Origin of the sequence: Rhizobium sp. RCC_161_2, from assembly GCF_041355235.1 — a bacterium.
Classification (GTDB): Bacteria; Pseudomonadota; Alphaproteobacteria; order Rhizobiales; family Rhizobiaceae; genus Rhizobium.
This window is the reverse complement of sequence record NZ_JBFUPL010000004.1, coordinates 100,924-113,801: the sequence shown is the minus strand read 5'-3', so window position 1 is coordinate 113,801 and position 12,878 is coordinate 100,924. Positions and strand designations below refer to the sequence as shown.

General features: G+C 60.9%; 15 protein-coding genes. 3 read left to right on the top strand and 12 right to left on the bottom strand.

The annotated features are described in order from the left end of the window. Positions 1-7: 7 nt before the first annotated feature. Together AB6803_RS12155 and AB6803_RS12150 are read right to left on the bottom strand one after the other, a co-directional pair. The gene (locus AB6803_RS12155) at positions 8-847 is read right to left on the bottom strand and encodes a peptidoglycan-binding domain-containing protein (protein ID WP_371109128.1); all 840 of its coding nucleotides are present in this window, start codon (positions 845-847) and stop codon (positions 8-10) included. After that, the gene (locus AB6803_RS12150; RefSeq protein WP_371109517.1) at positions 819-2,351 is read right to left on the bottom strand and encodes a sensor histidine kinase; all 1,533 of its coding nucleotides are present in this window, start codon (positions 2,349-2,351) and stop codon (positions 819-821) included. Before AB6803_RS12150 ends, AB6803_RS12155 begins: the two co-directional genes overlap by 29 nt. Positions 2,352-2,821: 470 nt before the next feature. Here AB6803_RS12150 and AB6803_RS12145 point away from each other — a divergent pair, with 470 nt between their 5' ends. Together AB6803_RS12145 and AB6803_RS12140 are read left to right on the top strand one after the other, a co-directional pair. Beyond that, the gene (locus tag AB6803_RS12145; RefSeq protein ID WP_371109127.1) at positions 2,822-3,283 is read left to right on the top strand and encodes a DUF5330 domain-containing protein; all 462 of its coding nucleotides are present in this window, start codon (positions 2,822-2,824) and stop codon (positions 3,281-3,283) included. A gap of 120 nt (positions 3,284-3,403) precedes the next feature. After that, positions 3,404-3,826, top strand: coding sequence for a SufE family protein (locus tag AB6803_RS12140; protein ID WP_371109126.1), 423 nt, complete (start codon positions 3,404-3,406; stop codon positions 3,824-3,826). Between the two features lie 73 nt (positions 3,827-3,899). Here AB6803_RS12140 and AB6803_RS12135 read toward each other — a convergent pair whose 3' ends face one another. The 9 genes from AB6803_RS12135 to AB6803_RS12095 form a co-directional block, all read right to left on the bottom strand. Continuing rightward, positions 3,900-4,328 (bottom strand): MucR family transcriptional regulator, encoded by a 429-nt coding sequence (locus tag AB6803_RS12135; protein ID WP_371109125.1) that lies wholly within the window; start codon positions 4,326-4,328, stop codon positions 3,900-3,902. A gap of 539 nt (positions 4,329-4,867) precedes the next feature. After that, on the bottom strand, positions 4,868-5,230 hold the full coding sequence (mnhG, locus tag AB6803_RS12130) for a monovalent cation/H(+) antiporter subunit G (RefSeq protein ID WP_371109124.1): 363 nt from the start codon (positions 5,228-5,230) through the stop codon (positions 4,868-4,870). Next, positions 5,230-5,619 (bottom strand): cation:proton antiporter, encoded by a 390-nt coding sequence (locus AB6803_RS12125; protein ID WP_371109123.1) that lies wholly within the window; start codon positions 5,617-5,619, stop codon positions 5,230-5,232. Before AB6803_RS12125 ends, mnhG begins: the two co-directional genes overlap by 1 nt. Beyond that, positions 5,616-6,089, bottom strand: a complete 474-nt coding sequence (locus AB6803_RS12120; protein WP_371109122.1) for a Na+/H+ antiporter subunit E — start codon at positions 6,087-6,089, stop codon at positions 5,616-5,618. Before AB6803_RS12120 ends, AB6803_RS12125 begins: the two co-directional genes overlap by 4 nt. Next, positions 6,086-7,651, bottom strand: coding sequence for a Na+/H+ antiporter subunit D (locus AB6803_RS12115; RefSeq protein WP_371109121.1), 1,566 nt, complete (start codon positions 7,649-7,651; stop codon positions 6,086-6,088). The genes AB6803_RS12120 and AB6803_RS12115 overlap by 4 nt, the downstream gene beginning before the upstream one ends. Positions 7,652-7,655: 4 nt before the next feature. Continuing rightward, positions 7,656-8,033: a Na+/H+ antiporter subunit C gene (locus tag AB6803_RS12110; protein WP_371109120.1), complete on the bottom strand. Its 378-nt coding sequence runs from the start codon at positions 8,031-8,033 to the stop codon at positions 7,656-7,658. Further along, positions 8,033-8,452 carry a Na+/H+ antiporter subunit B gene (locus AB6803_RS12105; protein ID WP_371109119.1) on the bottom strand — a complete coding sequence of 140 codons (420 nt, stop codon included), beginning with the start codon at positions 8,450-8,452 and terminating at the stop codon, positions 8,033-8,035. Before AB6803_RS12105 ends, AB6803_RS12110 begins: the two co-directional genes overlap by 1 nt. Beyond that, a complete protein-coding gene (locus AB6803_RS12100) occupies positions 8,449-10,824 on the bottom strand; it encodes a putative monovalent cation/H+ antiporter subunit A (protein ID WP_371109118.1) in 2,376 nt (791 codons plus the stop codon). Before AB6803_RS12100 ends, AB6803_RS12105 begins: the two co-directional genes overlap by 4 nt. A 148-nt stretch (positions 10,825-10,972) precedes the next feature. Then, a complete protein-coding gene (locus AB6803_RS12095; RefSeq protein WP_371109117.1) occupies positions 10,973-11,479 on the bottom strand; it encodes an N-acetyltransferase family protein in 507 nt (168 codons plus the stop codon). 206 nt (positions 11,480-11,685) lie between these two features. Here AB6803_RS12095 and AB6803_RS12090 point away from each other — a divergent pair, with 206 nt between their 5' ends. After that, the gene (locus tag AB6803_RS12090) at positions 11,686-12,201 is read left to right on the top strand and encodes a hypothetical protein (protein ID WP_371109116.1); all 516 of its coding nucleotides are present in this window, start codon (positions 11,686-11,688) and stop codon (positions 12,199-12,201) included. Here AB6803_RS12090 and AB6803_RS12085 read toward each other — a convergent pair. Beyond that, on the bottom strand, positions 12,176-12,844 hold the full coding sequence (locus AB6803_RS12085) for a hemolysin III family protein (RefSeq protein ID WP_371109115.1): 669 nt from the start codon (positions 12,842-12,844) through the stop codon (positions 12,176-12,178). The two genes, AB6803_RS12090 and AB6803_RS12085, sit on opposite strands and share 26 nt — an antisense overlap. Positions 12,845-12,878 lie beyond the last annotated feature (34 nt).

Below are 12,878 nucleotides of genomic sequence, written 5' to 3'. Positions count from 1 at the left end.
GCGAGGATTAAAGCGCGCCGATATCCTGCAGTTTCTTCAGGACCGCCATATCGGGCTCGCCGGTTTCCGGCAGCCGGTAATGCTTCTGGAAACGGCGAATGGCGGACTTGGTCTGCTCGCCGGCAACGCCATCGACACTGACGTTGCTATAGGCGATGTTGCTCAGGCCCTTCTGGATCTGCATCACCATGTTGACGGTGTTGACCGCGTCACTCGGCGCGCTTTTGGGCGCAGCTCCACTCTTGCCGAGCCCCTTCTCGGCGCTCTGGATAGCGGCGGCGACAGGATCGACTGAGGAGGAGGAGGAAACGTTGATCGGCCGCTCGGCCGGGACGGCAGCGACCGTCGGCTTGCTGGCCACACGCGTTGCCGGACTGGGGGTTTGACCTGTGGCGGCCGGCGAAGCGGCCTGCTGACCGGAGGCGGGGACGCTTTTCGTATTGTCGTCCTGGCGCTCGATACGGAACGTCGTGACATTGCCTGCGTCAGCCTGCTGCCCGGCCAGGAAGGGTTTACGGCCGGGGATCTGATAGGGCGCACCGGGATCGCGGGTGCGCAAAAGCGGCGACGGATGCGTGCCCACCTGATACCAGAGTGCATTGGCCGTGACGAAGCCGAAGACCGCGAAGAAGAGCGCAATACCACCGGCCGCCGCCGGATGCCGGCCGACAATGCCGCCCAGCAGCCCGGCCAATGCACCGCCGCCGCGCACGCCAAGGCTACCCAGCGCGCCGGCTCCGCGCAGGCCAAGGCTGCCCACGGCAACCGCCCCTCGGGAAGCAAGGCCAGGCTGCTTGCGCCTGCCCTTGCCCCTTCCCTTAGGCGATTTTCGCTTTTGCGGGGCCATTCATCTCTTCCTCTTTTCGCTTTCCATTCATCTCCAGATTATGTTTCAGACGTGGCGGAAAATCGACCGTCCGGTTCGCATCCACAGGCTGTTGCGCCACCACGCCGGAACCGTCGAGCGGAATAAGGATCGTAATCGCCGTGCCCTCGCCCGGCGCACTGGCGATGGCAAAACTGCCGCCGTGCAGGCCGACCAATCCCTTGACCAGCGATAGGCCAAGGCCAGTGCCGGCATAGCGGCGCGTATAATCATTCTGAATTTGCACGAAAGGCTGGCCTAGGGAAGCGAGCCGATCGGTCGCGATGCCGATACCGGTGTCGCTGACCGAAAGCTTCAGCATGCCGTCGGCCATCGCCGCGTCTATGGTGATGGCACCGCCGGCGTCGGTGAACTTGATGGCATTGCCGACGAGGTTGATAAGGATCTGCTGGATGGCGCGCTGGTCGGCAACGATATCGCCAAGACCACGCTGCACGCGGCTCGTCAGCGTCAACCCTTTCTCCTTCGCCTGTAGCGCCAGCATGGCTTCGCAAGCTCCGATGGAGGCTTCGATCGGGAACGGCTCAAGCAGAAGTTCGTAACGCCCAGCCTCGATCTTGCTCATGTCGAGCATGGTGTTGACCACGGAGAGCAGATGTCCACCGGACTGGCGGATCAAACCGACATATTCGCGCTGGCGGTCGTTCTCGAGCTTGCCGAAATACTCACCACTCAGAATATCCGAGAAACCGAGGATAGCGTTGAGCGGCGTGCGCAGCTCGTGGCTGACCGCGGCAAGGAAGCGCGACTTGGCGTCATTGGCCGATTCCGCTTCCGCCGTCTTGCGGACGGCCTCCTCGCGAAGCTGCTGATCGTAGGAAATATCGCGCGACTGGCTGACGATCGCGGTCAACCGGCCCTCGGCGTCACGCCTTGCGCTCATCTCCATGCGGATATGGATGAACTGGTTGGAACCCTCGACAACGGCCGAGCGCTCCAGACGTAGATCGACGCCGAGGGCGTCGCGGCCCTGGCGCAGCGTATCGACGGCCTGCAGGAAGAGGATGCGGTCGGAGACATGCACCTGTTCGATGAAGCCACGGCCAGTGGGCTCGCGCATCCAGCTCAGGAACTCGGCGCGATCACGGCCGCCGACAGCGGTGACGCTGCCCTGCGGATCGAACAGAAGCACCAGGCCGCTGGCGGCCTCCAGCATCAGGTCGCGATGCTCGACGACAACAGCCTCGACGGCGTCTGAGCCCGGCCGCTGACGCGACAAAGCGATGCTGCCGACAGCGGAAAACAGGAAAGCGGCGCAGACCGTGGCAACGCCGACAGGCAGCGCTACGGCCGGGGTGGTGATGAAGGAAAGTCCCGCGGGAACGGCGACAAGCGCCACGGACGAGGCAAGCGCGAGCCGGCGCAGGATCGCCAGTTCCTGTCCACGGACTTCGCCATTCCCGCTTGTCCGCGACAGCCAGCTTTCGCCTGTCCGGTCCACGAGGGCTCCAGCCCTGCCAGCCATGTCACTCAATACGCGCACACCAAAACCCGCACAAACGGTCATTTATCCAGGCCCACAATAGGCTCTGGCGGCTTAAGGAAAGAATAAAGGACAGGCGCGCGGATCGGCCGAAAAGGCCCGAAAGTCCCGTTTTGGCGCACATGGCGGGACCTTTGGGTTTTGTGGTTAACAGCGGGTAAGCAACGGATTTTATTTAGATTTCCGTTGCGCGTTAACTTTTTGAACGCCACCAGCGCCCGTAATCCCCTGGAGATCAAGCAGATCGGCCGAGACATACTTAACAGCAATCGCTACAATTCGAGCTAAATAGGCTTCAAATTCCGAAAGCTAAAATTTGAATCAAATTTGCCAAAAATGCATCCAAGTTTTGAAAAGCGATGTTGTCCTCTGCCGAATAGGGTTTGAGCAACGTCGGATCAACGGATTCGAATCGGTGGCAAGACCGAACGAAGTACAGGATGGGCAAGGCAATGTGGTTTCTCATTAGAACAGGGTTCTGGTTTTCGCTGGTTCTCATGTTCCTGCCGATCTTCGCCAAGCCGCAGGGCGACCCCCGGCCGGCGGGTGAGCCGCAGGTCCAGGTTTCCGACGCACTGTCGGCTGCTTCTGGCGTCATGCAATATGTCGGCTCCATGTGCAGCGAGAAACCCGATGTCTGCCTGAAGGGCGGCGAAACGCTGACCGCGCTCGGCTACCAGGCCCGCGACGGCGCCCGCGTCGCCTATGACCTGCTCGGCCAACATTTCAAGGATCAGAAGCCCGGCGAACAGGCCGCGACAGTGTCCGTCACCAGCCATGAGCAGGTAGCCACGGAAGCGCAGCCCATGCCCCCGAAGCGCGTGGCCGGCACCCAGACCGCGGATGCGGTCGTTACCGGCACGGTCAAGCTGCCCTCTTTCATTCCGGTGCCCTTGCCGAAGCCCCGGACTTGATACCTCTCCATGGAAGACGCTGTGAGCCTGCCTATCGCTCACGGCGTTCTTTTTTGCCACGGGTTCAAATCATCGGCCATTTCACCTATATGCAAGCAAATAGACAATTGGACCGGCATAATGGCGACGCTTGAGCAGATCATTGAGGATTTCTCCTTCCTGGACGACTGGGAGGATCGCTATCGCTATGTGATCGAACTCGGCAAGATGCTGCCGGACCTGCCGGAAGAGAAACGAACCCTGGAAAACAAGGTGCAGGGCTGCGCCAGCCAAGTCTGGCTCGTGACCCATGCCTCGGGCAATCCGGACAATCCGGTCCTGACCTTCGAAGGCGATTCCGATGCCCATATCGTGCGCGGGCTGGTGGCGATCGTGCTCACCACCTATTCCGGCAAGCCGGCCTCGGAGATTGCCGCCCTCGACGCGCTCGACGTCTTCGGCAAGATCGGCCTCGTGGAGCATCTTTCCTCCCAGCGTGCCAATGGATTGCGCTCGATGATCAGGCGCATCCGCGAGGAGGCACGAGTCCGCGCCGCCGCTTAGGTTTCGTCGCAGGAAGGAATAATAAAAAACCCGGCTTGAAAGCCGGGTTTTTTTAGAGCGTCGGTTCGGGAGTTTACCGGCCGCGCTTACGACGCTGGCCGAGACCCATTTCCTTCGCGAGACGCGAACGGGCTTCGGCATAGGCGGGCGCGACCATCGGGTAATCCGCCGCCAGATCCCACTTCTCGCGGTATTCTTCCGGAGAAAGGCTATGATGGGTCATCAGGTGACGCTTCAACGACTTGAAGCTGCCGCCGCATTCCAGGCAGGTAATTTGATCGTCCTGTACTGATTTACGAACGGATACGGCCGGCTTCTGCTTTTCAACCACGGTAACGGCAGGCGCCGGAGCCGAAGTGCTGCTCAAAGCGGAATGTACGTCGGAAATCAGATTCGGAAGGTCGGTGACCGGGACTACATGATTGCTAACATAAGCCGCCACGATGTCGGCGGTTAGCTCAACCAGCAAATCCTGGCCAGTGCCAAGGGCCGTATCTGTCATTATGTTCTCCTGTTCATCGGCTTGCTCACCGCGCTACGCCTCCCATGGAGCGCGCAAGACACGGCATTCCTCATGATCCGCGCATAATCCTGTCGAAAACCGTTCTGATTTTCGGGGCCTATGCACTGGACAATCCGCGCAAGCGCACATTGTCCATACTCGTAGCAGCCATCGGCAAAAAACAGGGCATTATTACATGCCAAAGTGCCGACAAAACGAAATCCACCCCTAGACCTCGTATGTCGAAACCCATTTCTATACCGTCTGATGATAGAATCAGTGCTGGCGGAGATAGGTCCGCCAATCCTTAACCAGAAGCAAGTTTTGCCCGCCGTTGCTTGAAAGAAAGATCAGAACATTGGGCACTTAAATCCGGCCGAGACTAACTCAACATCAGAACTCTACTTGAATGTGAATTAGCACTCTTTATCCAAAAGTCCAGTTTTTAATTGTATCACTTACTGGCAAAATTCTCATCTATTAAAAATAGGTAACTTACAGCTAGAATTGTATTCCTTTTCTAGCAATCCTTGCGTTTGTTAGCCTTTCGTTTTGTAAAGGCGCCGTAGCATCTGATCCTTCGTCAACTCGTCCCGCACCGACGGCGGCGTCAGCCGATGGCCGGCCTTGTGGGCCGCCCGCGCAAGGAGATGAGCCGAAATCGGCGCGGTCAAGACGAAGAACACGAAACCGGCGAGCGCCCGTGCCAATATCGACAGGTCCTGCGAATGGACACCGACCGCAAGTAGCAACAGGCCTGAGCCGACCGTTCCAGCCTTCGAGGCGGCATGCATGCGGCTATAGAGGTCCGGCAGGCGGACAATGCCGATCGCGGCGACGAGAGCGAACAAGGCCCCGGCCACAAGCAGGAAGGCGACGACGAGCGCTGCGAACAATTCCATTACCGTCCCCCCTTCTTGCGCCGGCTATCCTTGCGGGCCTTTTTACCTGCGGGCGGCTTGGACCTGCCCTCCGCCGTAAGGATCGGCGAGGCCGACGGCTCGTTTCCATTTGACGCATCATGGCTCAGGATGAACCGGGCGAAGGCAACGGTGGCAAGGAAGCCGACAAGGCCAAGCGAAATGGCGATATCGATGTAAAGGGTGAAGCCGGTCTTGATGGCGATGACGGCGATAAAGCCGATGGCGACCGCCACCAGCATATCGAGCGCCAGTACCCGGTCCGGCAAGGTCGGACCGGCCACCACACGATAGACGGTGAGCAGAAAGGCCAGACCGAGAATGCCGAGCGCGATCATGGCGGCGGCGGAGACGATGGACGCGGCGATCATCGGAAAGCCTCCAGGATCCGGCGCTCGAAACCCTCGGCGATACCGCGCTTCACCGCCTCCGGGTCCAAGCAGTCGAGCGCGTGCACATAGAGCAACTTGCGGTCGTCGGAGACATCGACCGAGAGCGTGCCGGGCGTCAGCGTGATGAGATTGGCGAGCAGCGCAATCTCGAAATCGCGATCGACGGTGAGCGGAAAGGCGAAGATGCCGGGCTTCACATCCATCTTCGGGCTCATGACCGTAACCGCGACGGCCCATGCGGATTTCGCCAGCTCGCGCAGGAACAGAAGAAGCAGCGCCAGAATGCGCCTGATGCGGCCGAGATAGAGCACACCGCCATAGGATTCCCGCACGATGGCCAACGCAAGTGCTGAAAGGACGAAACCGAAGACCAGATTGAGGAACGAGGCGCTGCCGGTGATCGCGGCCCAGACAATGGCAAGCAGGAGGTTAACGACGAATAGGATCATTGTGCCCCCACCCCTCCCGGAAAGACCGAATGCAGATAGGCATTCGGATCTTCGAGACCGCTTGCTGCCTGTTGCGTCAGATGCAGGAGCTGTTCGGGAAACAGGCCGAAGCCGATCACCAGGGCGGTCAACGCCAGGATCGGCAAGCCTGCCTGCCAGACGATCGGCTCCGGCGCGACGGCGTCCGGCGCGGCTCTCGGACGCCAGTAGGCGAGCAGGAAGACGCGGCCAAAGACGATGGTGGTGAGAAAGCCGGTCAACAGGATCGTCGCGGCAATCCACCAGGCGCCGGTGTCGAGCGCTGCCTTCACCAGGATGACCTTGGGCCAGAAGCCGGAAAACGGCGGCAGGCCGCAGGCGGCAAAAAACAGCACCAGCGACAGACCGGCGAACCAGCCGCTTTGCCGGTAAAGCCCGCCGAGCGCGGAAAGCGAGAAGCCGCCACCGAGGCGCGCCGCCTGGCCCGCCAACAGATAGAGCGCCGTCATCAGCACCATGGAGTGCAACGCATAGAAGACCGCGCCGCTGAGGCCAGCGGCACTACCAAGCGCCACGCCTGCCAGCATCGTGCCGATACCGGAGATGACGACATAACCGAGCAGGCGGCGAAGATCGTTTTCACCGAGAGCGCCCAGCACCCCGGCCAGCATTGTGGCTATGGCAACCACCGTCGTAATCGGGCCGAGCCCGGCGCGCTCGACCGGCAACAGCATGACCAGCACCCTGATCAGCGCGTAGATACCGACCTTGGTGAGCAGGCCGGCGAACAGCGCCGAAACGGTGATGCGCGGCGTATGATAGGAGGCCGGCAGCCAGAAATTGACCGGGAAGGCCGCAGCCTTCATGCCAAAGGCAAGAAGGAAGAGACCGGCAAGCGTCATCAGCGGCGCCGTGTTGCCGGGCGCCCTCGCCTTCATCGCGATATCGGCCATGTTGAGCGTGCCGAAGATGGCATAGAGGTAGCCGACGGAGACGAGAAACAACGTGGTGGCGATCAGGTTCAGCACGGCATACTTCAAGGCGCCGTCGATCTGCTCCCGCTCCGATCCGAGGATCAGCAGGCCGAAGGACGAGATCAGCAGCACCTCGAACCAGACGTAGAGATTGAAGACGTCGCCGGTGAGAAATGCGCCGCTGACGCCGGCAAGCAGCAGCATCAGAAATGGGAAGAAGCCGTAGCGGCGGCCGCTGGTGGTGATTTCGCCGAGTGCGTAGAGCCCCCCAGCAAGCGCGACGACTGCCGCCGTCAGCGCCATGATCGCACTGAAGAGATCGACGCTGAAGGCGATGCCGAAAGGCGGGAGCCAGCGGCCCATGACCATGGTTAGCGGCCCTTCGGTGGCGACCTTGCGGAGCAAGGCCGCATCGATCAGGACCAGCAGGATCAGGCCGGGAATGGCGATCCAGCCGTGCCACGCCGTGCGGTCGCGCAACATCATCAAAATCGCACCGAGCCCGATGCACAGCACCACCGGTAGGATGACCAGCCAATGTGCCACCTCCGTCGGCGCTGTTACCAGCGCGGCGGAAAGATCGACAGCGGTGTTACTGGGTGCCGCCATGTCGCTAGTACCCCAAAGGCGGCATCGGCCGCTCGTCCGGTTCCGCCACCCGCATCTCGCCGGTATTGTCGGTCTTGAGGTCCTGGTAGGCGCGGTAGGTCAGAACCAGCAGGAAGGCGAGGAAGGAGAAGGAAATAACGATCGCCGTCAGGATCAGCGCCTGCGGCAGTGGGTTGGCGGCGTCCAAGCCGAGCGCATCGGCACCGGCCGGAATGATCGGCGGCACTTCGCGCGTCACCCGTCCCGCTGTGAACAGCAGGAGATTGACGGCGTTCCCGAGAATGGCGATGCCGAGCATGATACGGATCGAAAATCCGGACAACATCAGATAGATCGCAACGGCGAAGAACAGGCCGACGAGGCCGGCAAAGACAGCCTCCATCACTCCACCTCCCGCTCTTCCAGCGCCAGCGCGATCGAGGTGATAGCGCCGACGACGACCAGGTAGACGCCGATGTCGAACAGCATGACAGTGGAGAGCGGCACCTCGACGCCCAGAATATCCGGATAGATCCAAAGCCCGGTCATGAATGGCACGCCGGAGAAAATCGACAGGAGCCCGGCAACCGTCGACGCCAGCAGGCCGAAACCGGCGATCGCCAGCGGATGGAACACGATTGCTCGGCGCACCGCCGTCACGCCGCAGGCAATGCCATAGATCGCAAAGCCCGATGCAGCGATCAATCCACCGATAAAGCCGCCACCGGGCTCGTTATGGCCGCGCAGCAGCACGAAGACGGAGAAGAGCAGCATCAAGGCGGTCAGGAACGGCGCGGCGGTGCGGAAGATCAGCGTGTTCATCGGCGCTCGGCCTCCATCTTCTCTTCCAGGTCCGGATCATTGGCCGCGAGCTTGCGTTCGCCGCCGGCGCGGATGCGGATCAGCGCCAGGATGGCAAGGCCGGTAATGGTAACGACGGCGATTTCGCCGAGTGTATCCGTGCCGCGGAAGTCGACGATGATGACGTTGACCACATTGGTGCCATGGGCGATCAGCTTGGAATATTGATTGAAGAAGGCGGTCAGCGTCAGGTCGAAGGGTGCCTGCGTCGCCTTCAGCAGCAGCAGTCCAAAACCGAGGCCGCAGGCGGCGGCAAGCACCGCATGCAACAGCATTTGCAACGGAGGGCGGCGATCGGAGGCGGAAAGGCGCAACCGCGTCATCACCAGCGCCAGGATGACGACTGAGAGCGTCTCGACCATGAACTGGGTGAAGGACAGGTCCGGGGCACCGAAGAGAAGGTAGATGACGGCGACGGCAAAGCCCTGAATGCCGAGCGAAACGATCGCCGTCAGCCGGTCGCGCGCCATGACGACGGCGCCGAGACCGATGACGGCGATGAGGAAGATGGCCGCTTCATGCCATTGCATGTCGGGCCACGAGGGCATCGTCGGCAACTCACCATAGATTACCGGCGGCACCAGCAGCATGGCGGCAAGGCAGAGGAAGGTCACGGCGATATAGATCTCCAGCCGGCCGGGCTGCAGGCACCGCGAGGCGGCATGCGATAGCCGCACCAGCCCGGAGATGAAGCCATCGAAACCGCGATCCGGCCCCGGCCCGAGGTGGCGCAGCACCATCGACATCAGGAAGCGGGCGCGGTCGAGCTTCCAGTAGACGAAGACACCGATCAGCACGGTCAGAGCCGACAGCAGCAAGGGTACGCCGATATGAGGAACGAGCGAGATCGATATCTCCATTGCCTTACCGCCGACAGCGCTTGCCATCGGTGAGGAGACATAGGTATGCCAGGGGCCTGAGAACAGCGCAGCGACCAAGCCGAGAGCGGCAAGCACCACCGGACCGAGCCAGAGCAAGGGTGGCGCTTCATGCGGATGCCTGGGTGTCTCGACACGAGCCCCAAGAAAAGGCTTCAGCGCCACCGCGAAAGCGATGGCGAACATCAGCGCGTTACCGGCGATCGCAATGACGGTCAGGGCAATCGACCAGACGGAAGCCCCGGCCAGCGCGGCATAGATCTCCTCCTTGGCGAGGAAGCCGAAGGCCGGCGGAAGACCACCCATCGAGACCGCCGCGACCAGCGCTGCCGCGAAGGTCAGCGGCATAGCGGCGCGCAGGCCACCGAGGCGGGTGATGTCGCGGGTTCCGGTCTCGTGATCGACAATGCCGGCGACCATGAACAGCGCGCCCTTGAACAGCGAATGCGCCACCAGATAGAGCACGGCCGCCTCGATCGCATAGTCGGAGCCGAAGCCCGTCAACAGCACCAGCAAGCCCAGTGAAGAGACCGTCGTATAGGCAAGCTTCAGCTTCAGGTCGGTCTGGCGAATGGCGAGCAGCGTGCCCACCAATAACGTTGCCGCGCCGAAGAGCGGCAGGATTGTTTGCCAGGCCATCGTGCCGCCCATCGCGGGATTGAGGCGCATCAGCAGATAGACGCCGGCCTTCACCATCGTCGCGGAATGCAGATAGGCCGACACCGGCGTCGGCGCTTCCATGGCGTTCGGCAGCCAGAAATGGAAGGGAAACTGCGCCGACTTGGTGAAGGCACCGCCGAGGATCAGGATAAGTGCTGCAAGATAGAGCGGACTTTCGCGCAAAGCGCCGCCGGCCATGAGCAGGCCGGACATGTCGGCGGCTCCGGTGATCTGCCAGATCAGCAAGAGGCCGGCGAGCAGCAAAAGCCCTCCCCCGCCGGTAACGACCAGCGCCTGTAGCGCCGCCCGGCGCGCTGCCTCGCGCCGATGATCGAAGCCGATCAACAGGAAGGAGGTAATCGAGGTCAGTTCCCAGAAGACGAACAGCGTCAGGAAACTGTCCGACACCACGAGGCCGAGCATCGAGCCCATAAACAGGAAGATGAAGGAGAAGAAGCGCCCCTGATCCGCATGGCCGTTCAGATAACCGCCGGCGTAGAGCACGATCAGCGCGCCGATACCGGTGATCAGCAGGGCGAAGGTCAGCGACAGCCCGTCGAGCAGCCAGGAAAAGCGCAAGCCCAGGCTCGGCACCCAATCGAAACCGCCCTGGATATTATGTCCGGCAGCGATTGAGGGGAGGAAGCCGGCAAAATGCAGAAAGGCGAGCGCGGGAAACAGCGCCAGTGGCCAGGCCGCATTGTGGCCGAGATAGCGGACAGCGGCGGGCGCGATGATCGCGCCAAGAAAGGGCAGACACAAAGCCAGGAATGTCAGGCCGGTGACACTGGCCATGTCTTCTCCCTGCTGAACAATTGCGCGGAATCCGGCAAAGCCGAAACACTACCCTTGGGATAGGCCAAAGGCCTGATGGTCTCAAGCCCTGCGGGCGAAAACCCGGACTTAACCCACTGAAATCATTTTTTCGGCATGAGGGGCTGGATCAAGTTGGGATGCGCAATTCCATGCAGGTCAGATCCAGCCAGCGACCGAACTTGGTGCCCACTTCGGAGAATTGCCCGGCGATGCGGAAACCAAGCTTTTCATGCAGGCGGATGGAGACGGCATTGCCGGTCTCTATGGCGGCAATCATGACGTGGACATTGCCCTTGGCGGCGCGGGCAACGAGTTCGCGCAACAGCCCCTCGCCGATGCCGAGGCCACGATGATCCTTGTCGACATAGATGGAGTTCTCGACCGTATGGCGATAGCCGTCGAAGGCGCGCCAGTCGCCATAAGAGGCATAGCCGGCGACCTTGCCGTCCTTCTCGGCGACAACGACCGGGAAGCCCCGCGCCTTGCGTGCCTTGAGCCACTCGATACGGTTGTCGACGTCGACCAGCGTATCGTTCCAGATTGCGGTCGTGTGCACGACGGCGTGGTTGTAGATCTCGCAAATCGCAGGCAGATCGGTCTCGGTGGCATCACGAAGCAGCACGGCTTGGTCCATAATCGCGTCATCCGATTGTTCATGAGACTGAATTCGGCATTACTCCACGATATTGACGAAGTAAATCCGCCATTCCTGCATGGCTCGCAATCAAGTTGTAACGAATTCGCGCTATTTTTCGGTCATCCTGAGAATCACTATGGAATTTCTGCTGAAAAATGCGCTATTCATAGCTGGTTTGCAGATCCCGCCTCCCGGAAACCGCAATGCTCGCGCGATTGACCGCTCTCCTGTTTCTTTCTGTCGTGCCGGCGCAAGCCGCCGACTGGTGGTCCTATGACAATGCGCGCTTTGGCTATGCTATTGAATTGCCTTCGGAATTTCGCCTATCCGCGCGAAGCGACGACGGCAACGGATTGACCCTGACGCCGGCCGATCAGTCGGCGCGACTGCTGATTTTCGGCGCCGACACCCTCAACGGCGACTTTTCTTCGGAAGCAAACATCCGTGTCGCGCGCGCCAAGGATGAAGGCTGGCAGATCTCCTATTCGAAATCGACCTCGCGCGGTATCAGCTTCTCAGGCACGAAACAGGGCCACATCATCTATGTGCGCGGCGTTGCCCTTTGCAATGGCGCTGCTGCCTTCTTCCAGATGGACTATCCGAAGGCAGCCATGCAGCGTTACGATGCCGTCGTCATGCGGCTGGTGCGCAGCCTGCACCCCACGAAAAAATGTGCGCCGACGACGCAGGTCGTCAAAAGTTTTCCGGTGACAGGCTGAAGCAGGTAAACACCGCCGAATAATGCACGGCGGCGGCCGAGATGACGAAACCGTGCCAGATGGCGTTCTGGAAACGTAGCTTCTCCCAGACGTGGAAGATCACGCCCAACGAATAGATGACGCCGCCGATCACGATCAGCAACATCGAGGCGGACGGTATATGCATGGACACCGGCTTGGCAACCAATACGCCGCTCCAGCCCATGGCGAGGTAAAGCAGGATCGCCAGCCGATCATACCGGCCAGGAAAGAAACATTTCAGCGCGATGCCGCAGGCCGCGAAAACCCACAGGGCAATCAGCGTCGCAAACAGCAGCGGATCGGCGGCGCCACGTTCGAGAAAGGGCGTGTAGGTGGCGGCGATCAGTACGAAGATGGCTGAGTGGTCGAAACGCCGCAGGAACCATTTCGTCTGCGATACCGGCCAGAGATTGTAGGTGAAGGACATGGCAAGGGTCAGGACGAGGCCGATGCCGTAGATCCAGGCCGCGGCGATTTCGCCGTGGGAACTCCACGCAGTCGCATAGAAGATCAGCGCGGTTGCGCCGATCAGGGCAAAGACCACGCCGACGCCGTTGACGATACCGTCGGCGATCACTTCATATCGATCATAGGCCCAACGAATGCCTTTGAACTCGGCCATCTCTCTATACGTTCCAATTCCATATCGGCATCAA